The 26,432-nt window shown below is 61.9% G+C and carries 24 protein-coding genes, 1 tRNA gene and 2 pseudogenes; 22 read left to right on the top strand and 5 right to left on the bottom strand.

The features are described 5' to 3' along the window. Positions 1–66: 66 nt before the first annotated feature. From RG2_RS15190 to RG2_RS15105, 18 genes and pseudogenes are all read left to right on the top strand, one after another. Complete coding sequence (locus RG2_RS15190) at positions 67–963, top strand: hypothetical protein (protein ID WP_230590016.1); 897 nt, start codon at positions 67–69, stop codon at positions 961–963. After that, a complete protein-coding gene (locus tag RG2_RS15185; protein WP_033231880.1) occupies positions 960–1,943 on the top strand; it encodes an HAD-IIA family hydrolase in 984 nt (327 codons plus the stop codon). Before RG2_RS15190 ends, RG2_RS15185 begins: the two co-directional genes overlap by 4 nt. Before the next feature lie 75 nt (positions 1,944–2,018). Beyond that, on the top strand, positions 2,019–2,261 hold the full coding sequence (locus RG2_RS15180) for a hypothetical protein (protein WP_033231881.1): 243 nt from the start codon (positions 2,019–2,021) through the stop codon (positions 2,259–2,261). A gap of 1 nt (position 2,262) precedes the next feature. Continuing rightward, positions 2,263–3,093: a TlyA family RNA methyltransferase gene (locus tag RG2_RS15175; RefSeq protein ID WP_033231882.1), complete on the top strand. Its 831-nt coding sequence runs from the start codon at positions 2,263–2,265 to the stop codon at positions 3,091–3,093. Further along, positions 3,090–4,037, top strand: a complete 948-nt coding sequence (locus RG2_RS15170; RefSeq protein WP_033231883.1) for an NAD kinase — start codon at positions 3,090–3,092, stop codon at positions 4,035–4,037. Before RG2_RS15175 ends, RG2_RS15170 begins: the two co-directional genes overlap by 4 nt. 3 nt (positions 4,038–4,040) lie before the next feature. After that, positions 4,041–5,816, top strand: a complete 1,776-nt coding sequence (gene recN, locus RG2_RS15165) for a DNA repair protein RecN (protein WP_033231884.1) — start codon at positions 4,041–4,043, stop codon at positions 5,814–5,816. A gap of 88 nt (positions 5,817–5,904) precedes the next feature. After that, entirely contained in the window at positions 5,905–7,089 is a 1,185-nt protein-coding gene (gene steA / locus RG2_RS15160; protein ID WP_033232172.1) for a putative cytokinetic ring protein SteA, read from the top strand. Continuing rightward, the gene (locus tag RG2_RS15155; RefSeq protein WP_033231885.1) at positions 7,086–8,033 is read left to right on the top strand and encodes a copper transporter; all 948 of its coding nucleotides are present in this window, start codon (positions 7,086–7,088) and stop codon (positions 8,031–8,033) included. The genes steA and RG2_RS15155 overlap by 4 nt, the downstream gene beginning before the upstream one ends. 143 nt (positions 8,034–8,176) lie before the next feature. Beyond that, complete coding sequence (pyrG, locus tag RG2_RS15150; protein WP_033231886.1) at positions 8,177–9,937, top strand: CTP synthase; 1,761 nt, start codon at positions 8,177–8,179, stop codon at positions 9,935–9,937. 7 nt (positions 9,938–9,944) lie between these two features. Continuing rightward, positions 9,945–10,577, top strand: coding sequence for an NUDIX domain-containing protein (locus RG2_RS15145; RefSeq protein WP_033231887.1), 633 nt, complete (start codon positions 9,945–9,947; stop codon positions 10,575–10,577). A gap of 1 nt (position 10,578) precedes the next feature. Then, positions 10,579–11,502: a site-specific tyrosine recombinase XerD gene (xerD, locus tag RG2_RS15140; RefSeq protein ID WP_033231888.1), complete on the top strand. Its 924-nt coding sequence runs from the start codon at positions 10,579–10,581 to the stop codon at positions 11,500–11,502. Between the two features lie 277 nt (positions 11,503–11,779). Further along, positions 11,780–12,658 (top strand): ParA family protein, encoded by an 879-nt coding sequence (locus RG2_RS15135; RefSeq protein ID WP_371851320.1) that lies wholly within the window; start codon positions 11,780–11,782, stop codon positions 12,656–12,658. Beyond that, a complete protein-coding gene (locus RG2_RS15130) occupies positions 12,658–13,473 on the top strand; it encodes a segregation and condensation protein A (RefSeq protein WP_051730308.1) in 816 nt (271 codons plus the stop codon). The genes RG2_RS15135 and RG2_RS15130 overlap by 1 nt, the downstream gene beginning before the upstream one ends. Continuing rightward, positions 13,470–14,177: an SMC-Scp complex subunit ScpB gene (scpB, locus tag RG2_RS15125; RefSeq protein WP_033231890.1), complete on the top strand. Its 708-nt coding sequence runs from the start codon at positions 13,470–13,472 to the stop codon at positions 14,175–14,177. The genes RG2_RS15130 and scpB overlap by 4 nt, the downstream gene beginning before the upstream one ends. Before the next feature lie 751 nt (positions 14,178–14,928). Beyond that, positions 14,929–15,798: pseudogene (locus RG2_RS32710) on the top strand (pseudouridine synthase); the annotation flags it as partial. An 11-nt stretch (positions 15,799–15,809) separates the two neighbouring features. Then, entirely contained in the window at positions 15,810–16,490 is a 681-nt protein-coding gene (gene cmk / locus RG2_RS15115) for a (d)CMP kinase (protein WP_174557368.1), read from the top strand. Continuing rightward, complete coding sequence (gene der, locus RG2_RS15110) at positions 16,487–17,914, top strand: ribosome biogenesis GTPase Der (RefSeq protein WP_033231894.1); 1,428 nt, start codon at positions 16,487–16,489, stop codon at positions 17,912–17,914. The genes cmk and der overlap by 4 nt, the downstream gene beginning before the upstream one ends. A 101-nt stretch (positions 17,915–18,015) precedes the next feature. After that, a tRNA-Pro gene (locus RG2_RS15105) sits at positions 18,016–18,089 on the top strand. An 83-nt stretch (positions 18,090–18,172) separates the two neighbouring features. On the opposite strand, the gene RG2_RS15100 is transcribed toward RG2_RS15105, so the two are convergent. Continuing rightward, a complete protein-coding gene (locus RG2_RS15100; RefSeq protein WP_172935593.1) occupies positions 18,173–19,003 on the bottom strand; it encodes a class II glutamine amidotransferase in 831 nt (276 codons plus the stop codon). A 134-nt stretch (positions 19,004–19,137) separates the two neighbouring features. On the opposite strand from RG2_RS15100, the pseudogene RG2_RS15095 reads away from it, so the two are divergent. From RG2_RS15095 to RG2_RS15085, 4 genes and pseudogenes are all read left to right on the top strand, one after another. Beyond that, positions 19,138–21,420: pseudogene (locus RG2_RS15095) on the top strand (protein kinase domain-containing protein); the annotation flags it as partial. A 14-nt stretch (positions 21,421–21,434) separates the two neighbouring features. After that, entirely contained in the window at positions 21,435–21,647 is a 213-nt protein-coding gene (locus tag RG2_RS32825) for a response regulator transcription factor (RefSeq protein ID WP_443096518.1), read from the top strand. Positions 21,648–21,761: 114 nt separating this feature from the next. Then, entirely contained in the window at positions 21,762–22,205 is a 444-nt protein-coding gene (locus RG2_RS15090; protein ID WP_033231895.1) for a DUF6389 family protein, read from the top strand. Positions 22,206–22,226: 21 nt separating this feature from the next. After that, on the top strand, positions 22,227–22,625 hold the full coding sequence (locus RG2_RS15085) for a hypothetical protein (RefSeq protein ID WP_033231896.1): 399 nt from the start codon (positions 22,227–22,229) through the stop codon (positions 22,623–22,625). Between the two features lie 94 nt (positions 22,626–22,719). Here RG2_RS15085 and RG2_RS15080 read toward each other — a convergent pair whose 3' ends face one another. The 4 genes from RG2_RS15080 to RG2_RS15065 form a co-directional block, all read right to left on the bottom strand. After that, positions 22,720–23,175, bottom strand: coding sequence for a hypothetical protein (locus RG2_RS15080; protein WP_230590040.1), 456 nt, complete (start codon positions 23,173–23,175; stop codon positions 22,720–22,722). Between the two features lie 176 nt (positions 23,176–23,351). Continuing rightward, positions 23,352–24,062, bottom strand: coding sequence for a GAF and ANTAR domain-containing protein (locus RG2_RS15075; protein ID WP_033231897.1), 711 nt, complete (start codon positions 24,060–24,062; stop codon positions 23,352–23,354). Positions 24,063–24,191: 129 nt separating this feature from the next. Further along, positions 24,192–24,521: a hypothetical protein gene (locus tag RG2_RS15070; protein WP_051730309.1), complete on the bottom strand. Its 330-nt coding sequence runs from the start codon at positions 24,519–24,521 to the stop codon at positions 24,192–24,194. After that, complete coding sequence (locus tag RG2_RS15065) at positions 24,518–25,663, bottom strand: alkane 1-monooxygenase (protein WP_045067861.1); 1,146 nt, start codon at positions 25,661–25,663, stop codon at positions 24,518–24,520. The genes RG2_RS15070 and RG2_RS15065 overlap by 4 nt, the downstream gene beginning before the upstream one ends. Positions 25,664–26,432 lie beyond the last annotated feature (769 nt).

Below are 26,432 nucleotides of genomic sequence, written 5' to 3'. Positions count from 1 at the left end.
CCCGTTAACCGAAAGGGGACCCAACATACTGGGTCCCCTTTCGTGCGTTGTATGAAAGGAAAGACTGTGTCGGAGAATGGCGACGAGCGTCGGTCCTTCCGTGGGGGAGGAGCGCCTCGTTCAGGTGGCCCCCGTCGTGACAACGACGGGCGTGGTCCCCGAAGCAGCGGTGGCGGCGACCGCCGCAGCGGCGGAGGAGACAGAAGCGGCGGATCGCGTCGTGGCGGCGAGGGTGGATTTACCCCTCGTGGACGCGACGGTGACCGCAATCAGCGTCAGGCAGCACGCCCTGACGAACCCGATCTACCAGACAACGTAGAACCGACCGAACTTGATCCGGCTGTTCGTCGTGATCTGCTGAGCTTGGACAAGGACAACGCCAACACAGTTGCGCGTCACCTCGTCATGGCCGGCAAGTTGGTCGACGAAGATCCGGAACTTGCACTGCTCCATGCCCGTGCTGCCCGTCAGCGCGCCGGCCGAATCGCGGTTGTTCGTGAAGCTGCCGGAATCACTGCGTATCACGCCGGTGAATGGGCTGAAGCATTGTCCGAGCTGCGTGCAGCTCGTCGTATGGCCGGCGGTCCTGGACTCATTGCTGTGATGGCTGACTGCGAACGCGGATTGGGCCGCCCCGAGCGGGCAATCGAACTCGGTCGTAGTGACGAAGCGAAATTGCTGTCGGGTGATGAAGCGTCGGAGCTTCGGATGGTCGTAGCAGGCGCCCGGATGGATCTCGGCCAGTTCGATCAGGCCGTTGTCACCTTGCAGACTGCCGATCTTGATGCAAAGCGCACCGGTGCGTCTGCTGCCAGGCTGTTCTACGCCTACGCCGACGCACTTGTTGCGGCCGGCCGCGTCGAAGACGGTCTGAAGTGGTTCCTCAATGCTGCAGCAGCAGATCTCGAGGGCGATACGGATGCAGAAGAGCGGGTGGCGGAGCTGTCCGGAGAAGATCTGTGACGGTTCTTCGCAGCCAGTACGACGTACTTCTGCTCGATCTCGACGGGACGCTTTACGCGGGCGCTCACGCGATTCCTGGTACCCAGAGTGCTCTGGGCCAGGGATCGCAAGCGCTCTACTACGTGACCAACAACGCGAGCCGGTCGCCGTCGGACGTGTCTGCGCATCTGACCGAACTCGGCTTCGATTCTGTCGACGACCGGGTTGTGACAAGTTCACAGACGGCTGCCCGTTTGCTTGCCGAACGGGTCGCTCCCGGGTCTGCGGTCCTTGTTGTCGGCACCGAAGCGCTTGCCGACGAGGTGACTCGGGTCGGACTGCGTCCGGTTCGTGAGTTTGCCGAATCTCCAGTTGCCGTCGTACAGGGGCATTCGACCGCAACCGATTGGTCGATCCTCGCCGAGGCGTGCCTTGCTATTCGCGCAGGCGCACTGTGGGTGGCGGCCAATCTCGACACCACGCTGCCTTCCGAGCGTGGTTTGGTGCTCGGAAACGGTTCGATGGTCGCGGCGCTGCGCGCAGCGACCAAGGTAGAACCATTGGTGGCCGGCAAGCCCGCGGCCCCGCTCATGAACGATGCATTGCTCCGCAGCGGTTGCACCAAACCGTTGGTCGTCGGCGATCGCCTCGATACGGATATTGAAGGCGCGCATGCTGTTTCGATCGATTCACTGCTTGTTCTGACCGGTGTCAGTACACCCGCTGATGTTCTGCGCGCTCCACTCGAACAGCACCCCACCTACATTGCTGCAACGCTCGACGCACTGAACCAGCCTGCCGCCTTGTCGAAGGTCGGCACCGACTCGAAGTGGACCATCTCCACGTCCGGGACGGCACTGGTCGTGGACGGACCCATGGTGGGAGACGAGACGTCGCTGCTGCGCGCACTCGCTCCCGTGGCATGGGAACATCCGGCATTCGAAACCGTCGAGGCATCGGACGCCGATGTGCAACGCGTCGTAGATTCGTGGTTGGCGTAAATTCTCGCAAGAGTGTTCGACTCGCGGGGTGGGGATGTGTGCGCAACCAATGGTCATGCACTAGCGTTGTGCGCGATGAGCACCCCGATATCGAACAACAAAAACACGAGCCCCGGCACCGGTGTGCCTGGGCCGTCGCGAGGTGTTGACCCGGAGCGTATTCGGTCCGACGTCGACGCTTTGCTCGTGAGTCTCGGGCAACTCGATCAGGATCCGAACGATCAGCACGGAGCAGGCGTGATTCCACACAAGGCGCAATTACTGGAACAAGCACACGAGGTGCTGGTCCAAGCACTGGCGTCTGTGGACAGGGTCTGACATGGCACGTAGAGCACGCGTCGACGCTGAACTCGTTCGTCGTGGATTGGCACGTTCACGCGAACATGCACAAGAGTTGATCTCGGCCGGCCGGGTCCTCATCTCGGGTGCCGTTGCCACCAAACCAGCTACGGCCATCGAAGCCGGAACACCGCTGCGCGTGGTCGAGGTCGAGCAGGAAGTCTCTTGGGCCTCCCGCGGAGCACACAAACTGATTGGCGCTCTTGACACTTTCGGCGAATCAGGGCTGAGCGTCGAGGGGCGTCGCTGCCTGGACGCCGGTGCCTCGACCGGTGGATTTACCGACGTTCTGTTGACCCGCGGTGCCAAAGAAGTGGTTGCTGTCGACGTCGGATACGGCCAATTGGTGTGGCGACTGCAGTCGGACGAGCGGGTTCACGTCATCGACCGCACCAATGTCCGCGCCATCGACGCCGAAACCATCGGTGGGACCGTCGACATGGTTGTTGCCGACCTCTCGTTCATCTCTCTCAAGCTTGTGCTCCCGGCATTTGTCGCGTGCACCGCAGACGGCGCCGATCTTGTTCCGATGGTGAAGCCGCAGTTCGAGGTCGGCAAGGATCGAGTCGGGGCAGGTGGGGTTGTTCGTGACCCTGAGCTTCGGATTTCCGCTGTCCTCGAAGTGTCCGAAGCTGCCGCCAAGGTGGGCCTGCGTACCGCCGGTGTTGTTGCGAGTCCGTTGCCAGGCCCGTCCGGAAACGTCGAGTACTTCCTGTGGCTCAAGAAGGAAACCGAGCCGCAGGAGCAGGCTGACGATGCGCCGTCGGTCGAGGATCTTATCCGCAGAGCTGTAGAGGAAGGTCCGCAGTGAATGCAACTGCCGGAGGTGAGTCACGCGAAATTCTCCTGGTGGCACACCCGGGTCGCCGTGATATCGCCGAAACTGCCAGACGAGTCGGAAAGATCTTCGAGAGCGCGGGCATTGGCCTGCGGGTGCTGGTCGACGAAGCTGACAGCTCGCGTATCGAGGCAATGACTGCGCCTGAGGGATTCTCGGCGCCGGATCTTGATGTGACAGTTGTTCACCCAGGTCCCGAAGCGGCAGTCGGATGCGAGATGGTTCTGGTTCTCGGCGGCGACGGCACCTTTCTCCGTGCCGCTGAGTTAGCTCAGGAAGCGTCGATTCCGGTTCTCGGAATCAACCTCGGACGCATCGGGTTCCTGGCGGAGACCGAGGCCGAGCATCTCGAAGAGGCTCTCGCGCAGGTAGTCCGGAAGGAATACCGCGTGGAACACCGGATGACGTTGGACGTTGTGATTCGCGTCGATGACGAGATCATCGATCGCGGGTGGGCTCTCAACGAGGCGAGTATCGAAAACCGCTCGCGTCTGGGTGTTCTCGAAGTGGTTCTCGAAGTTGACGGGCGGCCGGTGTCGGCATTCGGCTGCGACGGTGTGCTGGTGTCCACGCCGACGGGGTCGACGGCCTATGCGTTTTCTGCCGGTGGTCCGGTGGTGTGGCCGGAACTCGAAGCGCTACTTGTGGTTCCGAGCAACGCTCACGCACTGTTCGCGCGTCCACTCGTCACCAGTCCGGAGTCTCTGATTGCGGTGGAGACCGTTGCCGGCAGTCACGACGGGTTGGTGTTCTGCGACGGTCGCCGCACGCTGGAACTGCCTGCGGGCGGACGCGTCGAGATTGTTCGGGGTGCCACTCCGGTCAAGTGGGTACGACTGGATTCGGCGCCGTTTGCCGATCGGATGGTGCGAAAGTTCGAATTGCCGGTGACCGGGTGGCGGGGAAGGAAGCCTTAAAACGTGCTCGCAGAGATCCGAATCGACAGCCTGGGTGTGATCTCCGAGGCGTCAGCGCAATTCCACGAGGGATTGACCGTCCTGACCGGTGAGACCGGTGCGGGTAAGACGATGGTTGTCACCAGCCTGCACTTGCTCAGTGGTGCGCGAGCCGATGCCGGGCGGGTGCGCTTGGGCGCCTCCCGCGCAGTTGTCGAGGGCAGGTTCGTCACGGACTTGTCGCCGGCGTCGGAACGAGAGATCGCGCGGATTCTCGAGTCCTCCGGTGCAGAGCGTGACGAGGACGGCAGCATCATCGCGGTCCGGACCGTCGGTAGCGACGGACGATCGCGAGCTCATCTCGGTGGTCGCAGCGTTCCGGCCGGTGTGCTCTCGGAGTTCACCGACCCGTTGTTGACCGTGCACGGCCAGAACGATCAGCTCCGCCTGCTTCGTCCCGACCAGCAGCGTAATGCTCTGGATCGCTTCGGCGACAAGACAATCGGAACGCTCCTGACGCGCTACCGGAAGCATCGCCGTGAATGGCTTGACGCTCGTTCGGAACTGATCGAACGCACGTCGAAGGCCCGCGAACTGGCGCAGGAAGCGGATCAGCTGACCTTCGCACTCAACGAAATCGACGGTGTTGCACCGGAACCGGGCGAGGACGCCACCATCGTGGCAGAGGTTCGGCGCCTCAGTGATCTGGATTCGTTGCGCTCGGCAGCCGAGGAAGCACATGCAGCGCTCGCCGGTAGTGACGACATGGCCAGTGCTGATGTCGGAGTCTCGCCCGCACTGGATCTGATGTCGGAGGCCAGGGCGCGGATCGAGTCCGTCGTCGATTCCGATTTGGACGGATTGGGTGCGCGGCTGGCCGATGCCATCGCGGTTGTCACCGATGTAGCCGGCGATCTCAATACCTACCTCGCTGGATTACCGTCTGATCCGAATGCTCTGAACACACTGCTGTCACGTCAATCCGAACTGAAGACGCTGACGCGCAAGTATGCCGCTGACGTCGACGGAGTTCTGGAATGGGCCGACACTGCTCGTACTCGACTGTCCAAACTCGACGTATCGTCGGATGCTCTCGGATTGTTGAGCAAGCAGGTCGAGGAATCCGCCACACTGACAGCAGATGCGGCCACCAAACTCAGCGCGGCGCGAGTGAAGGCGGCAGCAAAACTGTCGAAAGCCGTCAGCGCGGAATTGGCCGGACTGGCGATGGGCCGGGCCGGTTTGGAAGTCAGTGTTCGGCAGCAGGTTGCCGGTCCTCAGGATTCGGCTCCGCTGAACGTCGGGGGAGCGGAACTGCATGCCGGCTCCGGTGGCGTAGACGAGGTGGAGTTCCGGTTGTCGGCGCACAGCGGCGCTCCGTCGTTGCCGATCAGTAAAAGCGCGTCGGGCGGTGAACTCTCACGCGTGATGCTCGCCTTGGAAGTTGTTCTTGCCGGTAGCGACACGGGCGCGACGATGGTGTTCGACGAAGTGGACGCCGGAGTCGGTGGTCGTGCGGCCGTCGAGATCGGTCGCCGATTGGCCAAACTTGCTCGGACACATCAGGTGATTGTGGTGACGCACCTTCCGCAAGTGGCGGCATTCGCTGATACCCATCTCGTAGTCGACAAAGTCGACGACAAGGGCGGCGTCGTCAACAGTGGTGTTCGGACACTCTCGGACAGCGATCGAGTCGTGGAACTGGCCCGGATGTTGGCCGGTTTGGACGATACTGAGACGGGTCGTGCGCACGCCGAGGAACTGTTGGAAATAGCCAATGCGGCACGCGTCACAGATTGAACAATACGTGGTGCAGTTGTGGTTGATGTGGTAGTTGGTTCGGCGCGCCTCCACCGATAGCGGCAGGTTCGGGTTCATCATCGAAGCCATGAAGATGCCCGCATTGCTCTCCCGTAACACCACGTCGTTGCCAGGGATCAGCGGCATCGCCAGGGTCGATCGGAATACGGCCAAGCTTTTACGCCGTGTCGGTCCCGGGGATATCGTCGTCCTGGACGAGCTCGACATCGACAGGCGAACAGCCGACGCTCTGGTGAAAGCCGGAGTGCTCGCGGTTGTCAACGCATCGCCGTCCATCTCCGGTAGATACCCGAACCTCGGCCCGGAGGTGATCGTCGCCAACGGCATCGTCCTGATCGACGCGCCGGACGGCGAGGTATTCAAGTCGATCAAGGACGGCAGCAAGATTCGCCTGCACGAAGGCGAGGTCTTCAACGGAACAAAGAGCCTCCTCAAGGGTGAGGAACAGTCCGAGGCCGAGATCTCCGACCGGATGATCGAGGCAAAAACCGGACTCGTCGACCACCTCGAAGCGTTCTCCGGCAACACAATCGAGTTCATCCGAACCGAGAGTCCGCTCCTCATCGACGGCATCGGCGTGCCAGACGTCGACATCAATCTCAAGGACCGCCATGTCGTGGTGGTGTCCGACGGGCCCGATCACGAGGCGGATCTCAAGAACCTCAAGCCGTTCATCAAGGAGTACTCGCCGATCATGATCGGCGTCGGTGCGGGCGCCGATGTACTGAGCAAAGCCGGCTACCGCCCCGACCTCATCGTGGGCGACCCGGAAGAAATCACCAGTGCCACTCTGAAGTCCGGCGCCGAGGTGGTTCTGCCTGCGGACCAGGACGGTCATGCTGCCGGTCTTTCGCGTATCCAGGATCTCGGCATCGGAGCGATGACGTTCCCGGCAACGGGGTCACCGACGGATCTGGCTTTGTTGCTTGCGGACCATCATGGCGCGTCGCTGATCGTGACGGTCGGTAACGTCGTCTCGCTCGACGAATTCTTCGATCGTGCTCGCCGCGAAAGCAATCCGTCGGCGTTCATGACCAGACTCAAGGTCGGTCCGAAACTTGTCGACGCCAAAGCCGTCGCAACGCTGTATCGCAGTCGGGTATCCGGGGGAGCTATTGCTCTTCTGGTGCTCGCCGCACTGGTCGCGGTGATCGTCGCGCTGGTCGTATCCAATGCCGGTAGTGAAGTTCTCGACTGGGCAATCGCAACATGGAACAGCTTTGCGCTGTGGGTTCAGGGGCTCTTCAAGTGATTTCTATGCGTCAACACGCAATTTCGATTGCGGCTATTTTCTTGGCACTCGCCATCGGCGTTGTTCTGGGATCCGGAATGTTGTCGAGTGGGCTGCTCTCCGGCCTGCGCGACGACAAGGCTGATCTGCAGAACGAGATCGAAAATCTTAACGAACAGAACAATCATCTCGAAGAGCAACTCAACTCCGCCGACGGTTTCGACTCGGCAGTGGGCGGACGCGTCGTACGTGATTCTCTCGCCGGTCGGACCGTTGTGCTGGTGACCGCACCCGACGCTGATCCGAGCGATCTGGACGGTGTCACGCGGTTGATCGCGGCATCGGGCGGCGCGGTGACCGGTCGCGTGTCGTTGACGGATTCGTTTGCCGATGCCAGCGGCGGTGACCGTCTGCGGACGGTCGTGAACAACGTGATCCCCGCGGGCATCACTCTCAAGACGGGAGCGGTCGACCAGGGAAGCCTCGCCGGTGACCTGCTCGGATCAGTCCTCTTGCTCAACGGATCGACCAGTGAGCCGCAGAGCACGCCGGACGAGCTGAATCTGGCTCTCGACACGTTGCGCAGCGCAGGTTTCGTCACGTACGACGGCGTCGTCAAGCCGGCTCAGCTCGCGGTGGTCCTCACGGGCGACAACGCATCGGACGACGGGGCCTCCGGTAATCGCGGCGCCGTGATCGCCCGCTTTGCCGGTGCGCTGGACGGACGCGGCGCAGGAACGGTCCTGGCGGGTCGACCGGGCTCGGCCGATGGCAATGGTCCGATTGCGGTTGTACGGGCCGATGCGGCGCTCTCAGCGGGTCTGACGACCATCGACAACGTTGATCGTGAAGCCGGGAAGATCACTACCTCGCTGGCTTTGCAAGAGCAGTTGAACGGCGGAGCAGGACGGTACGGAACCGGCCCGGGAGCCGCGGCGATCACCGTCGGTGCACCCGCGAGTTGATACCCCGGTCACATCGTGGGGCGAAACTCGGCGCGTAGTAGGCGTCGGGGCCCCATAGGTGTTACCGTGAAATCCCGTGGGTCGGCAGGCCCCAGCATTGCTTCAACAGACCAAGCCCTGCACAGTCGTCACGGGAGCCCCTTTTGCCACAGTCACGCAACACCACGCGTACCGCCACCAAGCACATCTTCGTCAGCGGAGGTGTTGCTTCTTCGCTCGGTAAAGGTTTGACCGCCTCCAGTTTGGGACAGTTGCTCACCGCGCGGGGCATGCGCGTGACCATGCAGAAACTCGATCCCTATCTCAATGTGGATCCGGGCACCATGAATCCGTTCCAGCACGGTGAAGTGTTTGTCACCGAAGACGGCGCAGAGACCGACCTCGACGTCGGACACTACGAACGCTTCCTCGATCGCGATCTCTCGGGTCAGGCCAATGTCACCACCGGCCAGGTGTATTCGACGGTTATCGCCAAGGAGCGTCGCGGCGAGTACCTGGGCGACACCGTTCAGGTCATCCCGCACATCACCGACGAAATCAAGCGACGCATCCTCGAGATGAGCGGCCCGGATCTGCAGGGTGTGCGCCCCGACGTCGTCATCACCGAAATCGGTGGAACTGTCGGCGACATCGAATCGCAGCCGTTCCTCGAAGCCGCCCGTCAGGTCCGCCACGACGTCGGCCGCGACAACGTGTTCTTCCTGCACGTCTCCCTCGTGCCGTTCCTCGGCCCGTCCGGAGAACTCAAGACCAAGCCGACGCAGCACTCTGTTGCGTCGTTGCGCAGCATCGGCATTCAGCCCGACGCGCTCATCCTTCGTTGCGATCGTGACGTCCCGCAGGGCCTCAAGAACAAGATCGCCCTGATGTGCGACGTCGACGTCGATGCCTGCATCTCCACTCCCGACGCTCCGTCGATTTACGACATCCCGAAGGTTCTGCACCGCGAGGGCCTCGACGCGTACGTCGTGCGTCAGTTGGGTCTGCCCTTCCGTGACGTCGACTGGACTGTATGGGGCGATCTGCTCGATCGGGTTCACCAGCCGCGTGAGACCGTCCGAGTTGCGTTGGTCGGCAAGTATGTCGACCTGCCGGACGCGTACCTGTCGGTGACCGAGGCGCTGCGTGCCGGTGGCTTTGCCAACCGTTCCAAGGTCGAGATCTCGTGGGTTGCTTCCGACGAGTGCGAGACCGAAGCAGGTGCTCAGGCCGCCCTCGGCGACGTCGACGCCATTCTGATCCCCGGCGGCTTCGGCATCCGCGGTATCGAAGGCAAACTCGGCGCGATCCGGTACTCCCGCGCACGCAAGCTCCCGCTGCTCGGTATCTGCCTCGGTCTGCAGTGTGTTGTCATCGAAGCCGCACGCAGCGTCGGTTTGACGGACGCCAACTCGGCTGAATTCGAACCGGACACCAAGTACCCCGTCATCTCCACAATGGCCGATCAGGAAGACGTGATTGCCGGCGAGGCCGACCTCGGCGGCACGATGCGTCTGGGTGCGTACCCGGCAGTGCTGACCAAGGGTTCGGTTGCGGCGCAGGCTTACGGAACCGAAAATGTGTCCGAGCGTCACCGTCACCGCTTCGAGGTCAACAACACCTACCGTGAGCGGATTGCCAAGTCCGGCTTGCAGTTCAGCGGTACGTCGCCCGACGGCCATCTCGTCGAGTTCGTCGAGTACCCGCGCGAGCAGCACCCGTTCTTCGTTGCAACGCAGGCACACCCGGAACTCAAGAGCCGCCCGACGCGTCCGCACCCGCTGTTCTCGGCGTTCATCGATGCGGCGTTGAAGTACAAGCTCGAAGAGCGTCTGCCCGTTGACGTTCACGCCGAGAAGACCATTGACACCGCAGCAACCGAGACCGAACTCGACGCCGCCACCGAATCCTCGGAAAAGGTCTAGCAATCACATGAGCGACCCCGGTCGGCACGAATTCGACACCCTCGACTCCACCACGATCTACACCGGCGCGATCATCGCGCTGCGTAAGGACTCTGTGGTGATGCCAGGAGGTCAGCGCGCCGACCGGGAGGTCGTCGAACACCACGGCGCTGTTGCGGTGGTGGCGATCGACGCCGACGACAATCTTGTTCTGATTCATCAGTACCGGCATCCGCTCGGTCATCGGCTGTGGGAGATCCCGGCCGGTCTTCTCGACGCACTTGGCGAGAGCCCGTTGGACGCTGCTGCGCGCGAGTTGGGCGAAGAAACCGGACTCGGCGCGGATCGTTGGTCCGTGCTTGTCGACGTTGCGCTCTCGCCGGGGTTCACCGACGAAGCTGTGCGAATTTTCCTCGCCGAGGGGTTGCACGACGTGGACCGGGAAGATCCCGAACACGAAGAGGCGGACCTGCAGATTGCGCGGGTGCCGTTGGCGCAGGCCGTCGACATGGCCTTGCGCGGCGATCTGGTGAACGCCACCGCGGTGTCCGGCATCATGGCGCTGGCGGCAGCACGCGCTGTCGGCACAGAGTTGCGACCAGCCGACGCTCCGTGGCCGGACCGTCCGACCGCCTTCGGAGAACGCAAGTCCAGGGCCTGAAATGCTTGCCAGACAGGTGGATTCATTTCTGGACCACCTAGCGGTCGAGCGGGGATCCGCTCGCAATACTCTTCTCTCGTACCGCCGGGATCTGTATCGCTACGTCGAATTCCTCAATGCCAGGGGCATCGACAATGTCTCTCGAGTTGCTGAAAACGACATCACGGAATTCGTGACGAATTTGCGGCTGGGGGACAAGGACGCCGGAATTGTCGCGTTGGCGCCGAGTTCTGCCGCGCGGACCCTGATCGCGGTACGCGGTTTCCACAAGTTCTCGACCGCCGAAGGACTCACAACGGTCGACGTGGCCCGGGCAGTCAAACCGCCGACCCCCGGACGCAAACTCCCCAAAGCGCTCCCGCTCGACCAGATCATCGCGCTATTGGAAGCGTCCGGTGGTGGCGCTGCCGGAGACGGTCCCCGGGATCTGAGGGATCGCGCACTCCTGGAACTGCTTTACTCCACCGGAGCTCGTATCTCGGAAGCCATCGACCTCGATGTCGACGACATCGACACCCACTCTCGATCCGTTGTGCTCCACGGCAAGGGCGGAAAGCAACGCGTGGTGCCCATCGGTCGGCCCGCGATCGAGGCCGTCGACGCTTATCTTGTGCGTGGCCGGCCCGCGCTGGCTACCAGGGGCTTGCCTGCCCTGTTCCTCAACGCGCGAGGTGGACGGTTGTCCCGGCAAAGTGCCTGGCAGATCCTTCAGGATTCGGCGGCATCGGCAGGAATCACGGCTGACGTTTCGCCCCACACGCTGCGACATTCCTTTGCCACACACCTGCTGGACGGCGGTGCCGACGTTCGTGTTGTGCAGGAACTTCTGGGCCACGCGTCGGTCACCACAACCCAGATCTACACCTTGGTCACCGTCACAGCGCTGCGTGAAGTGTGGGCGCAAGCACACCCCCGGGCGCGCTAGCCGGCTGCGTGTAATGCGTGTTGCGTGAGAAATCGGAGAAATAAGCGGTAGCGTTCAAGGCGCGCGAGCGACTCTTGTGAGTATTCGGCCTGTCGGAATTCGGTATTGCCGGGTATTCCACGGGTTGCCGGCGCCGAGAGCAACCGTCGAAAGAACAGGGGAGCATCGGACCGTGTCGACATCGCAGCGAGCAGCGGCGGAGTCAGCGCCGCCGTATGTCACAACCCAGTACCTCGACCCCTCTACCGAACCTGCCCCAGCCACCGATTCCGAGGCGATATTCGACCTACCGACCTCTTCGGACGCTCCGTCAGTCGAAGAACTCGGACCAACCGGTAGGCCGGTACGAGAAGTCCCGCTGCCGACCCCGTTGCCGCACCACGGTCCCGCGATGATCATCGCAATGTGTAACCAGAAGGGTGGCGTCGGCAAGACGACGTCCACGATCAATCTGGGGGCCGCATTGGCGGAGTACGGCCGCCGCGTGCTGTTGGTCGATCTGGACCCGCAGGGCGCGCTGTCCGCAGGGTTGGGCGTGCAGCACCACGATCTGGAACTGACGGTTCACAACCTGCTCGTCGAACCGCGTGTGTCCATCGACGACGTACTGATGCGCACCCGGATCGACGGACTGGATCTGCTGCCGAGCAATATCGATCTGTCGGCGGCCGAGATTCAGCTGGTTACCGAAGTGGGACGTGAACAGACACTGGGCCGCGTATTGCATCCGGTTCTGGATCGATACGACTACGTCCTGATCGACTGCCAGCCGTCGCTCGGTCTGCTGACGGTCAATGCTTTGGCCTGCGCTGATTCCGTGATCATTCCGATGGAATGCGAGTACTTCAGCCTGCGCGGTCTGGCGCTGCTCAACGACACCGTCGAAAAGGTTCACGACCGGCTCAATTCCAAACTCGAGTTGGCCGGTATCGTCGTCACGATGTTCGACTCGCGCACACTCCACGCCCGTGAGGTGATGGCGCGCGTCGTCGAGGTGTTCGGCGACGTTGTCTACGACACCGTGATCAACCGCACCGTGCGTTTCCCCGAAACCAGCGTGGCCGGCGAGCCGATCACCACCTGGGCACCCAAATCTGCCGGAGCCGAGGCGTATCGGGCGCTGGCCCGCGAAGTAATCCACCGGTCTGGTCGTTAGTGAAACTGATTCCACCGCAAGAAGATTCATCCCCAGCAGTTGCAGAGTTTCGCGTAACACTTCGTAACTTCGAAGGGCCGTTCGATCTGTTGCTTTCCCTGATCAATCAACGCCAACTCGACGTCACCGAGATAGCGCTGCACACCGTCACCGACGATTTCATCGCGTACACCCGGCAACTCGGCAGTGCGATGGGGCTCGATCAGACGACGGAGTTTCTTGTTGTCGCCGCGACACTTCTCGATCTGAAAGCCGCCAGGCTCCTGCCGGCAGGAGAAGTCGAGGACGCCGAGGATCTTGCTCTGCTCGAAGCCCGTGACCTTCTTTTTGCCAGGCTCCTTCAGTACCGCGCCTACAAGCAAGTTGCGACGCTGTTCGGTGAACTCGAGGAAGCAGCATTGCGGCGATACCCCCGCTCCGTTGCCGTCGAGGACCAGTTCGCCGATCTCCTTCCCGAAGTGCTGCTCGGAGTGGATTCGCACAAGTTCGCCGAGATCGCCGCAGCCGTTTTCGCACCCCGGCCGGTGCCCACAGTCAGCCTCGATCACCTGCATGTGTCCAATATCTCGATCCCCGAACAAGCGGAGTTCATCCTCGAACTACTGCGTGCCCGCGGCACAGGGGAGTGGGTACCGTTTCCGGACCTGATCGAGGACTGTGACGACGCCGCCCCGATTGTCGCCCGCTTCCTGGCGCTGCTCGAGCTGTACCGTCGGCGCACCATTGCCTTTGACCAACCCGAGCCGCTCGGGCCACTGCTCGTTACCTGGACCGGCGAGGAATCAACCCCCGTCACCGAGGAGGACTACCGATGAGTCTCAATCCGGCCGCGACGGAATCTGTGCAGGTAGATGACTCCGGTGAGGGTGATTCGGCTCTGGCTTTCGAGCTGGACGACACTCAACTCGACGCTGTGCTCGAGTCGTTGCTGCTCGTAGTCGATTCACCGGCAGAGGTGGCGCAACTTGCCTCCGTGACCGGTACCGATCCGGCTCGCGTCGAGCAGCGACTGCAACTGATGTCGGCTGCACTTACCGCCCGTGGCAGCGGCATAGACCTGCGATACGCAGGCGACGGATGGCGTTTCTACACGCGGCAAGAATTCGCCCCCTACGTCGAACGGCTGTTGCTGGACGGCGCACGTACCAAACTGACCCGCGCAGCATTGGAAACTTTGGCGATAGTCGCATACCGTGGACCGTTGACTCGTGCGCGGATCAGTGCAGTACGAGGCGTCAACGTGGACGGGGTGGTACGCACACTCCTCGCCCGCGGACTGATCGCGGAAGCCGGGCCAGACCCGGACACCAACGCGACACGGTACTCCACAACCGAACTGTTCCTCGAACGGCTCGGATTGAGCTCGCTGAGCGATCTCCCGGAGTTGGCACCGCTTTTGCCTGATGTCGACCTGATCGACGACATCAGCGAAAGCCTCGAATCCGATCCGCGATTTGCGAGAATGAACAAGGCCGACGTGCCCACCGACGTGGTGGACACCGAAGTCGACGACGACTGACGGGGAAAACCCGCCGTCGTCAGCAGAAAGAAAAGACCCGACCACAGTCGGGAAACAGCTGAAAACTGACAGGAAAAAAGTGAACAATCCCGCTCGCCGAGATGGCACACCGGACCGTAACAACTCCCGCGACACCCGCGGCGCACGCAGCGATGCCCCCCGCGGTGGTCGTAGCGACAGCCCCCGTGGTGGACGCAGTGACGCCCCCCGTGGCGCACGCAGCGAAGCCCCGCGTGGTGGACGCAGCAACACTTCCCGCGGTACTTCCGGATACGACCGCAATGCCGGATCCGACCGCCCCCGCACGGATGACCGTCGCGGTGGATTCAATGATGATCGGCGCCCCCCGCGCAGTGATGATCGTCGCCCTCCGCGCAGTGATGATCGTCGTCCCGCACGTAGTGATGATCGTCGTCCCGCACGGACCGACGACCGTCGTGGTGGTTACAACGACGACCGTCGTCCGGCACGCACCGACGACCGTCGTGGTGGCTACAACGATGACCGGCGCGGCCCGCGCAATGACGACCGCCGAGGCCCGCGCAATGACGATCGTCGCGGCCCCCGCAGCGATGACCGTCGTACCCCTCACGTTGATGCCCGTCGCGCACCGCGCGGTGGTGCTGACCGTCGCAGCGACGATCAGCGCGGCGCACGCCCCGAGGCCCCTCGCGGCACTGCCTGGGCAAACGCTCCTCGTGGATCCAAATTCGACGGACCTCCGCGCAAGCGCCCGGCAGCCCCGACACCGGCGGCAACCAACAAGCGTGGCAAGCCGAAGACGGAGAAGCCGCAGCGCGTCGTCTCCCAGAACCCGTTGGTGTCCAACGCCAAGCCGGCGCGTCATCAGCACGCCGAGGTCACCAAGCACGACGGCCCGCCGAAGGGCGACGGCGTCCGCTTGCAGAAGGTGCTGGCTCAGGCCGGCGTCGCATCACGTCGTGCAGCAGAAGAACTGATCGACCAGGGTCGCGTCGAGGTCGACGGCCGCATCGTGGTGGAGCAGGGTCTGCGTGTTGATCCCGAGAACGCAGTAGTCCGCGTCGACGGCGTTCGTGTTGTCGTGCAGAAGGACCTCGTCTACTTGGCAATGAACAAGCCGCGTGGATGGCAGTGCACCATGTCTGACGACCTCGGTCGCCCGTGTGTCGGTGACATCGTCTCCGAGCGCGTTCAGTCTGGTCAGCGACTGTTCCACGTCGGCCGTCTCGACGCCGACACCGAGGGCTTGCTCCTCTTCACCAACGACGGCGATCTCGCTCACCGCCTGATGCACCCGTCGTTCGAGGTTCCGAAGACGTACCTCGCCACGGTTCACGGCGTTGTCGAGCGCAGCACCGGTAAGCAGTTGCGTGACGGTGTCACCCTCGACGACGGTCCGGCCAAGGTGGACGCGTTCACCGTGCTCGAGATCAACGAGGGCAAGACTCTCGTCAAGCTCGTTCTGCACGAAGGTCGCAAGCACATCGTGCGTCGCCTCCTCGATGCGGTCGGTCACCCCGTTGTCCGTCTGGTTCGCACCAACGTCGGCGTTGTCGCTCTCGGCGATCAGCGTCCGGGAACGCAGCGCGTACTCGGTCGTAGCGAGGTCGGTGGACTTTACGAGGCGGTCGGCCTGTGACCGATTCGTCCATGCCGCTGGTGGTCGCGATGGACGGACCGTCCGGAACCGGCAAGTCCAGCGTCTCCCGTGCGTTGGCGCAGCGTTTGGGCGCCCGCTACCTCGACACCGGAGCTATCTACCGGATCGCGACCCTGCACGTGCTGCGTCAGGGAATCGATCTGGCTGACGCTGCGGCGATTACCGCTGCGGTTGCGGCGTTGCCCTGGTCCATCGGCACCGATCCCGTCAGCGAGCAGGTTCTGCTCGACGGCGACGACGTCGGCGAAGAGATCCGCGGCGACGCGGTGACCAAGGCTGTCTCCGCTGTGTCCGCCGTGCCCGAGGTTCGCGACCTGTTGGTCGCTACTCAGCGTGAGCTGGCGGCGGGCGCAGAGCGGATCGTCGTCGAAGGACGCGATATCGGAACCGTCGTACTCCCTGATGCAGACGTCAAGATTTTCTTGACCGCATCGGCGGAAACCCGTGCGGCACGGCGCAATACGCAGAATGTCGGCCAAGGCCGCGAAGACAATTACGAAGCGGTGCTGGCTGATGTGCAGCGCCGTGACCATCTCGATTCGACTCGGGCAGTGTCGCCGTTGCGCCCTGCCGAGGATTCCATCCTGGTGGATACGAGCGAATTGGGCATTGAAGATGTGATCGCCAAGCTGCTGTTGGTGGTCAGCGACAGAACTGGAGCAGTGCAGTGAGCGACGATCTGGTAACCGAATTTGCCGGCGACGGAACCTGGTCCGAGGAATCGGAGTGGGACTACGCCGATCTCGAAGCGGACGGCGAAGGCGAAGCGCACATTGCCGTTCCGACCTTGGCTGTTGTCGGTCGACCGAACGTCGGCAAGTCGACGCTCGTGAACCGCATCATCGGCCGCCGTGAAGCGGTAGTCGAGGACATCCCCGGCGTTACCCGTGACCGTGTCTCATACGAGGCGAACTGGGCCGGACGACGCTTCCTCGTCCAGGACACTGGCGGATGGGAGCCCGACGCAAAGGGCCTTCAGCAGGCCGTTGCGCGTCAGGCCGAGTTGGCCATGGGAACGGCTGACGCCATTCTCCTGGTCGTCGACGCTGTTGTCGGGGCCACCGCGACGGATGAAGCTGTGGCTCGGGTGCTGCGTCGTTCCAAGACCCCGGTCATTCTCGTTGCCAACAAGGTGGACGACGGACGCACCGAGTCCGAGGTCGCCGCACTGTGGTCCTTGGGTCTCGGTCAGCCGTACTCCGTGAGTGCGACGCACGGCCGCGGTACCGGCGACCTGCTCGACGAGGTTCTGGAGAAGCTTCCGGAAACCCCGCGTGAAGGCATCCCTGGCGGCGGCCCGCGTCGTGTTGCTCTGGTCGGAAAGCCGAACGTCGGAAAGTCCAGCTTGCTCAACAAGCTGTCCGGCGACGAGCGGTCCGTCGTACACAACGTTGCCGGCACCACCGTCGACCCGGTCGACTCGATCGTCGAACTCGGCGGGCGCCCTTGGCGTTTCGTCGACACGGCTGGTCTGCGCAAGCGCGTCAGCCATGCCAGCGGCGCCGAGTTCTATGCGTCGCTGCGCACGAAGAGCGCGATCGAGGCCGCTGAGGTCGCGATCCTGCTCATCGACGCACACGAGCCGATCACCGAGCAGGACCTCCGTGTTCTGAGCATGGTGGCCGACACGGGTCGCGCATTGGTGATCGCATTCAACAAGTGGGACCTCGTGGACGAGGACCGTCGACTCATGCTGGACAAGGAAGTGGACCGCGATCTAGTCCGCGTTCCATGGGCTCAGCGAGTCAACATCTCCGCCCACACCGGTCGCGCCGTGGCGAAGCTCGTGCCGGCTCTCGACACGGCTCTGGAGTCCTGGGACAAGCGCATCCCCACGGGTCGCCTGAACACCTGGCTCAAGGAAGTTGTGGCAGCAACACCGCCGCCGATGCGCGGTGGCCGACTGCCTCGCATCATGTTCGCGACCCAGGCAAGCACACGCCCGCCGACCTTCGTTCTCTTCACCACAGGCTTCCTCGAGGCCGGCTACCGCCGCTTCATCGAGCGGCGTCTGCGTGAAGAGTTCAACTTCGACGGCAGCCCGATCCGCGTATCCGTCCGAGTGCGCGAGAAGCGCGACCGTAAGAGCCGCTAGTTTCTGCGTCCAAACAGTACTAAAAAGGCTCTGACCAGCCGATTGGTACTTCAGCCCGTCTCTGATGTAATCTTTCCAAGCGCCCGAAACAAGGGCGCGGACGGGCTGTGGCGCAGCTTGGTAGCGCACTTGACTGGGGGTCAAGTGGTCGCAGGTTCAAATCCTGTCAGCCCGACCGAAGAACAAAAATGCGGCTCCGGAGAAATCCGGAACCGCATTTTTTGTTTGTCTGAGTGGATGTCGATGTCGAACCGACACTCACGTAGGGATTGGCTCGAACTCCCGCATTTCGTCCCGTCCCGCTTGAACGACACCCGCAGCCGATTCCGGCACCTCGTTCCACGCTCCCGGAAGGTCGCGCAGTGGTTCGGAAACGACGATTCGTGCTTCTTCACCAAGGTGGTGCAATGCTTCCACTTCGGGATGGAGTTTCCGCAGCGTGGAGATCTCGGTGGAGAAGAAGAGCGACCTTGATTGTCTTTCAGTCGAATAGCGGAAGATCCAGGTTGATGTTCCGTCCGTCGTAGCGACCGTCATCTGTACTGGATTGTCGATTCCGTGGGCGCGGGCTGTCTGCTCGACAAACCCGACCGCTCTGGCAACCCCGTCGAACGGATCATCGGTCAAGCCGAAGGTGAGCGCGAGAAAGAACAGAGTTTCCGAGTCCGTGGAGCCCTCCAAGTCGGGGAAGAGCGATGGATCGATGGCGGTCACCAATTCGCGTTTGATCTCATGAAACCCGTGCAGGGAACCGTTGTGCATCCACATCCAATTCCCGTGCCGAAATGGGTGACAGTTGCTGCGCTGCACCGGAGTACCGGTTGATGCGCGGACGTGAGCGAAGAGCAACGGAGTGCGCAATTGGCTGGTGACCTCGCGGAGGTTCGAGTCGTTCCACGCGGGTTCAATGCTCTTGAACAGGGCAGGCTCGCTGCCCTCCCCGTACCAACCGATTCCGAAGCCGTCGCCATTGGTTGTCGTCGCACCGAGACGGGAATGCAGGCTCTGGTCGATTAGCGAGTGCTTCGGCCGGAACAAGAGGTCATGCGCAAGGATCGGTTCACCTGAATATGCCAGCCACCTGCACATCTTTCCATTGAATCAGATTGCGGCAGTGATGACGATCCTCTACGACTGGTGAGGGATAGGGTTGAAGGGCGCTGGTCGTGCCGTCGGGACCAGTGGCCAGGAGTTAGGTGCCGACGGAGTGAGTAGGCCGTCCGATGGGTGAAGGTGATTCGCTCGGCACTCAGCGTTACCCGCCGCCGTCGGCCGTGGAACTGGGAAGTGCCGGCTTCGACGATGTCCAGGAGATCGGCCGCGGCGGATTCGGCGTCGTCTACCGCTGCATGCAGGCAGATTTGGATCGCCCGGTTGCGGTGAAGGTGCTCACGGTTGATCTCGACGAGGAGAACAGGTCTCGCTTCTTCCGGGAACAGCAAGCGATGGGCCGGCTGACCGGACACCCGAACATCGTCAACATTTTGCAGGTCGGCGCCACCGACAGTGGCTGTCCGTTCATCGTGATGCCGTATCACCCGCGGGATTCCCTCGATGCTCGGATTCGACGCGACGGTCCGCTGCCGTTGGATCAGGCGTTCCGCCTGGGGGTGAAGATGGCGGGCGCGGTGGAGTCGGCGCACAGGCTCGGCATCCTGCACCGCGACATCAAACCCGCCAACATCCTGCTCACCGAGTACGGCGAACCGGAGTTGGCCGACTTCGGTATCGCGCATATCACCGGTGGTTTCGAGACTGCCACCGGGGTCGTCACCGGGTCGCCGGCATATACGGCGCCGGAGGTGCTGGGGGGAGATCCGTCGAGTCCAGCGGCCGATATTTACGGTCTTGGCGCTGTCCTGTTCAGCGCTCTCACCGGTCACGCCCCGTTCGAGCGTCGTAGCGGTGAGCAAGTTGTCGCGCAGTTTCTGCGGATCACCAAGCAAGCGGTACCCGACTTGCGTGACCATGGGATCCCCGACGACGTGGCCGAAGTAATCTCTCGCGCGATGTCGCGGACGCCCGGCGCGCGCCCAGTCACTGCCGCGGAGTTCGGCGAGCAACTGCGGCAACTGCAACGGCACTACGATTTCCCGGTCGACGAGATGTCCCTACGTGCCGAACCCGGCGAACCCGGCGAACCGGGCGGCGGCTGGCGACCTGGCCCTGAAGGTCGACTGCGACGTTCAGGTGCCTTTACTCCGAGCACGACGGGGGAGCTTCCGCTGGAACTGACCAGCTTTGTGGGCCGCCGACGCGAGCTGACCGAAGCGAAGAACCTGCTCGCCGCTGGCCCGTTGGTGACGTTGACCGGGATCGGCGGGGTCGGAAAGACGCGGCTGGCGATGCGGCTCGCGGCGGGGATGCACAGCGAATTTGACGATGGCGTCCGGGTCGTCGAGTTGGGCGAGCTGCGTGACGAGTCGTTGCTGATCGAAACAGTGGCTGGTGTGCTGGGACTGCGGGGCCAGTCGGCGAGACCGGTACCGGAGATGCTGATCGAGTTTCTCGAACCGCGGGAATTGCTGCTGGTTCTGGATAACTGTGAACAGCTGGTCGATGCCGTCGCTGAATTGGCCGCGACCCTGGTGCGCGTCTGTCCGTCGCTACGGATTCTGGCTACCAGCCGCGAACCCCTCGACATCGGTGGGGAGGCGGTGCTGCGGGTTCCGCCGCTTGGCGTCCCTGAGCCCGAGCGGAAGCCGTCGCTCCGGGGATTGTCTAAATACGATGCAGTGTCGTTGTTCGGCGAGCGCGCCGCGTCGGCAGTTCCGGGATTTGTGCTCACCGAGGAGAACGCGGAGACGGTGGCCGGGATCTGCCGCAGGCTCGACGGGCTGCCGTTGCCGATCGAGCTGGCGGCGGCGCGATTGCGGGCGATGTCGCTCGAGCAGATTCTCGAGCGATTGACTGATCGATACGCGCTGCTGACTCGAGGTATCCGGGGCGCCCCGTCGCGGCAGCAGACGTTGCGGCTCTGTATCGACTGGAGCTTCGAGTTATGTACTGCCAGTGAGCAACTGGTGTGGGGTCGGTTGGCGGTATTCGCGGGTAGTTTCGAACTCGATGCTGCGGAGCAGGTGTGCAGCGCGGACCAGTATCCGGGCGCGCTTCTCGACACGTTGACGTCATTGGTCGATAAGTCGATTCTGATTCGCGAGGAACATGGGTCGGTGGTGCGGTTCCGGATGCTCGAGACGTTGCGCGAGTACGGCTACGAGAAGCTCGAGCAGTCCGGCGATCTAACGGAACTGCGCCGCCGGCACCGGGACTGGTACGAACGGTTGGCGCTCGACGCGGAGGCCGAGTGGGTCAGCGACCGCCAACTCGACTGGATCGCGCGTCTGAAGCGCGAGCAACCGAACCTGCGGGAAGCCCTCGAATTCAGCGTCGTCGACGATCCCGTCGCCGGCCTGCGAACCGCTGTCGCGTTGTCCTTCTTCTGGAGCTCCCAAGGCCTGTACAACGAGTGCCGGCACTGGATCGACCACTTGCTTGCCCGTCAGCAGCCGGATCCGGCATGGACGCCTCGACGCGACTGACCAAGCGGGAACGCCAAGTCGCCGATCTCATCGCCCAAGGTCTGACCAACCAGGCCATCGCCGATCGGCTGGTGATCTCACCGCGCACCGCCCAGGGGCATGTGGAGCACATACTGACAAAACTGGGGTTCACCTCGCGGGCGCAGGTTGCAGCCTGGATTGTGGAGAGGGACCGTGATCGGACATCTTGACACGATCTCGCGAGATCCGTTGCCGATCAATAGATTTAGTGTTCTCCTGCTGTAGGGGCATGCTGTTGCTCCGAGGGTGAACTGCTCCGGGAACGGCACGGATATGCTGAGTCCGTGGAAGCAACTGAGTACCGCGCCGCACTGAGAGCCGTCCTCGACACCGCGTCGCTGGTCGTGGCCGCTCGGCTCGAAACGATACGCAACACAGCGTCTGCCCGAATTGATGGCGTGATCATCGAGGTATTCGTCGACCAGGACGCGCACGGCACGTTCGATGTCTGGGCGCGATTCGACGGCCCTGATGCGTTCACGTTGGATAGGCAGCTCGGTGATGAGCGGGAACTGTTCGGGGTCATCTGGGGTGAGGACGGCTGGGAGCCTGCGGTTCCGGTCCGGCCGCGGATTTGGTCACGAGTGGAACTCGAGGACGTCATCGTCGAGGTCGTTGCCGAGTGGGTCGACCCACTCATCTTGGTCGGGCCATCCAACCTGTACTGGGAGGTCGCCACGCCGGACGGTGCTGTCGACCCGCGCCCCGTCGGAGCGAACCGTGAGTGAGCCTTCGATCGGTGTGGCCGGATGACGCATCGGCTCAGGTTCAGATCGGTGTTCGGCGGCCCGTCGATACCGCTGACCTACTTCGAAGAGTTGAGTCGGATCAAGTGGCAGCTGCGGAACGTGGAGTTCCAGTACGACTTCGACCTGTTTGTCATCGTCGGTGGCGACATCACGACGGTGACTGATCCGACCGGTGTCCGGTCCCCGCGTGTTTTTCTGGCGCGGCGCACGATCACTGCGCAGATCCAGATGAACAGTGCCGACGTCCTGGGAGATTCCGACCCACGCGGATTCTTGCGACAGACGATCCACGCTGCGGTGACGGAGCTGATCGCGCGCATCGCCGCCCGCGACGCCGACTTCGACGTGGATGTGGAACGGCAGAAGGTCGCGTTCTTGGTGGGGGAAGCGCTCGGCTGACATCCACATTGCTGGAATGCGGCAAAGCGCGTGGTTCGGAGCAACGGCTGTAGCGACACAGTTTCGATCTGGTTCGTATTCGATCGAGTGAGACTTATTCCTGCAGAGCAGATCCCTCAGTCGTGCAACGCAGCCGAGGGGCCGGGGTGATCTGTGAGTGCACCGATATCACGTGTGTTGCCGGCTTCAGGAGGCTGACGTCTCCGAAGTCCGCGTCCGCGAAGATCTTCTTTCCGTCGGCTTCGAGGCGCCTGAGAACGGAATCGAATGCGTCGATAAGCCATTCATCGGTGGCGTCGGCGAGTAGTTCGTCTGGGAGGCCGCCGATTTGAGATTGGAAGATACGAACCAACCACGAGCCGGCGGGATAGGTTTCGTCCGACAGACCCTCGGCAGTGTTGGTGGCCAGTACGTAGCGGCTGTACTCGAGATCGACACGGATGGCGTAATCGCCGGCGAGGTTGACAACATTGGCCGGACGCTGGGTTGCAGCGGCCAGTGCGATCAATGCGTCGTTATATGTTTCCGAGTGCTTCGACGTAAGGGGAATGATTGACCTACCTGTTCGAGGTGGCCGTTGCAGGGCAGCACGGCATGGGAATTAAACGTCCGTTGCCGATGCTTGACGAAGAACTGAAACAGATCCTATCCCAGCGGGCCAGACATGATGCTGCCGGCTGCCAGGCAACCGTCTCGCGCCAACTTTCTCAGGAGGCAGCGAGCCGGTCAGTCGAGAGTAGATCGATGCCGGACGATGACGTCGCGAGCGAGGTCTGCGACCTTGACATTCATGTTCTGCGAAGTCCTCTGCAGAATCTCGAATGCTGCGTCGCTCGATACCCCGTGTAATCCCATCAGCAAACCGACGGCCTGGCCGATCTCACGGCTACCGGTCAGACCTCGCCGCAGCGATTCGGCATCCTCTCCTCGCGACAACGCAGTGACTGCCACAGACGCGAAGGAGACGAGAACAATAGCCACGTCGGCTATGTCCTCCGTGAACGCTCCCGGTGTATCGGAGAAGAGGTTGAGAGCACCGATTTTGCGTCGGTCGACGAGTAGGCGGAACCCCATGCTTCCACGGATCGGAGTCTTCGAGAGAGCTTGCCGCGCAAATTCAGGCCACTGGTTCGGAGTGCGCAGATCCGACTCGAGCTGTGGTGTTTCGGTTTCGAGAGCGTCAAGGCACGGACCTTCTCCGGTGGCGCGCTCCAAATCATCTGCAAAAGCGGCCATCTCATCACTCGCAGCGACGGTGACGGTGGTGTTCCCACGGCGCAGCATCAAACTGGCATGATCACAACCGGGAATCAATTCGACCGCGGCGGAACAGATCGCGTTGTACACGTCGGCATCGTCTGTCGCGGAGTAAAGAATCTGGGCCAACGCCGCAAAAACAGCTGCGGGTTCTGTCAGGGCATTGTCTGGCCAAGACATCGTTTGTGCACCTCGGGGTCTGCTGTTAAGTCCTACCTGCATCGAACGGTACTAGATCCTACTTTCCCGTCGTCAGAAGCTTTTTGCGGCTCGACGCTTCCCGGATCTCGACGGTTGAAATGCTGTGAATCATCTTCCGTCGGTGTCGTCCTGCTTCGTGAAACCTTGCTCTCCGGAACCCTGCTCTGCGCGGGAACCGAGGCGTACTTGTCGTTTGTATCGTGCAGCGGTCGCGAGGAGGTAGCGCTCAGCGGCGGTGTAGTCGATGGTGGTGCCGTCACGCTCGTTGCCTGGTGTTATCAGTTCAAGATATCGGCGCCGGATGCTTGCTGCGTCAGGTTGCGTGCGGAGGAATTCCACCGCTGCGATGATCTCCGGGGCGGGCGGTATTTTACTGCGGTCCGTCGTTCCTGCAGGGGGAGTGGAGCCCTGCCTTTCCTCACCGGTGTGCGCGTTCATCGTGAAGTCGCTTTCGTGTTGACGAGGGTGAGATCACCGTCGTAGTAGGCGAGAACACGGCGATCCATGAGCCACCTCCACAACGGGGGTATCCAAGCGCAGACGATCATTACCGCGTATCCCGCCGGCAGTTGCGGTGCCGCCGGGCTACTTCGCAATGATTGGTATCTCAGGCGTGGGTTGGCGTGATGATCGCTGTGACGTTGAAGTTGATAAAGGAACACATTGCTGACGATGTGATCACTGTTCCAACTGTCCTCCGGTCGGACTTTCGTAAAACTGCCGTCGGATCTGCGCTTGCGTAGCAGTCCGTAGTGTTCGATGTAATTTGCCGCCTCCAAAAATGAGATCCCGGCGATTGCTTGGAGTGCTAGCCAAGGGGCGATCTGCCAGCCGAACACTGCGATCAGTCCACCGAATAAGACGATGCTCATCACCCATGTCTGAACGATGCTGTTCTGCGCACCCCAGCTGAGTTTTCCGCGTCGGCGCGCACGCGCTGTTTCGATCGCCCAACTCGATTTCAATCCGCCGATTACACTGCGTGACAAAAACATCCAGAATGATTCGCCGAACCGAGCGCTGGCTGGATCGTCAGGTGTTGCCACTCGGACATGGTGCCCGTGATTGTGTTCGACGAAGAAATGCCCGTAGAACGATTGTGCGAGAACAATTTTTGCCAACCATCGCTCGACGGCTTCGCTTTTGTGTCCGAGCTCGTGTGCGGCATTGATTCCTACGCCGGCTACGACTCCGACTGTCATGGAGAGGGCGATCTTCTCACCCATCGCCATGGGGGCGTTCACCCAGCACCAGCACGCAAACATCAACCCGGCATACTGTAGTGGCACGAAAAGGTAGGTGCACCAACGATAATAGCGATCCTTTTGCAGCGGCGGAATTGCATGATCCGGCGGGCTCTGGCCGTCTCTACCTGAAATCAAGTCGATGATCGGAATGATCAGTACCAGAATCCATGCCCCGGTCGCCCAGAACAATCCCAAGCTCAGACGATCGACGAGCAACCAGGACAGGAATGGGCTCAGTGGGATCAACAAGGCCACGGGCCACCAATACCGTTTTCGATCCCGCCACCTGGGTAGATCAACTGTCTCGGTAGCGATATCTTTGTCGGTCGTCATGGTGTCTCCAACATGTGCTGCACAGTCGTGGGTGTTCCGGTCGTTTGCTGAGCATGCAACCTATGTATCCCTTTCCGTCGCAATAAGTTACAAGGATATTCGTGCGACTGATGGGTGGTCCCCGAGCATTCTCGGCGCTGTGTCTATCGACAGAGTCTCGTGTTGCGGCGTCTTGTGTCACGCCATTTGGGACGTGTCCGTACACGAATGTTCACAGAGGTAAATGGTGCCGCGAGGAAATGTGCGGTCACGCGCCGAGCATGCAGGAAATCAAGCAGAAACTTCAGGATCTGGACGACACTTCTCTGGACTGGACAGCAAAATAACTAGTGCTGTTCAGTTTGCTTGTAGCACTGCGCTTATCGCACCGCCCATCTTCGGACCACGTTACAGTGTCAGGCAGGTCGGTTTGGAGTTGGTGTCCGTGTTTCGAAACCCGATCAACGCAGGCTCTCTCGACACTGTCGGATAAGCCTTGGTCCGGTTTCCCTCGTGATTGGTCATAGGGCCTCCTGGAGTTGCGTGGTTAACACTGCCTGAGGCGTCGTTCTGCAGATGTGACACTAGATCTGCCTGTTCATTCAGATCTGTCTGTTCATTCGACGGTTGCGCCCATCGCCTTCCCTCAAAATCTATACCAGCAGCTGCAGATAATTGGCAACAGCTGAGGTGGAAAATTGACGGGACAAATGCGCGCTCGCATTGCACACTGCTGGACTCATGAAATCTGTGCTGGCGACGTTAGATTGAAATGCAGAGAATGTTAAGG

The organism is Rhodococcus globerulus NBRC 14531 (assembly GCF_001894805.1).
Classification (GTDB): domain Bacteria; phylum Actinomycetota; class Actinomycetes; order Mycobacteriales; family Mycobacteriaceae; genus Rhodococcus_F; species Rhodococcus_F globerula.
The sequence above is the reverse complement of the archived record's forward strand: the minus strand, read 5'-3'. Positions and strand labels throughout refer to the sequence as shown.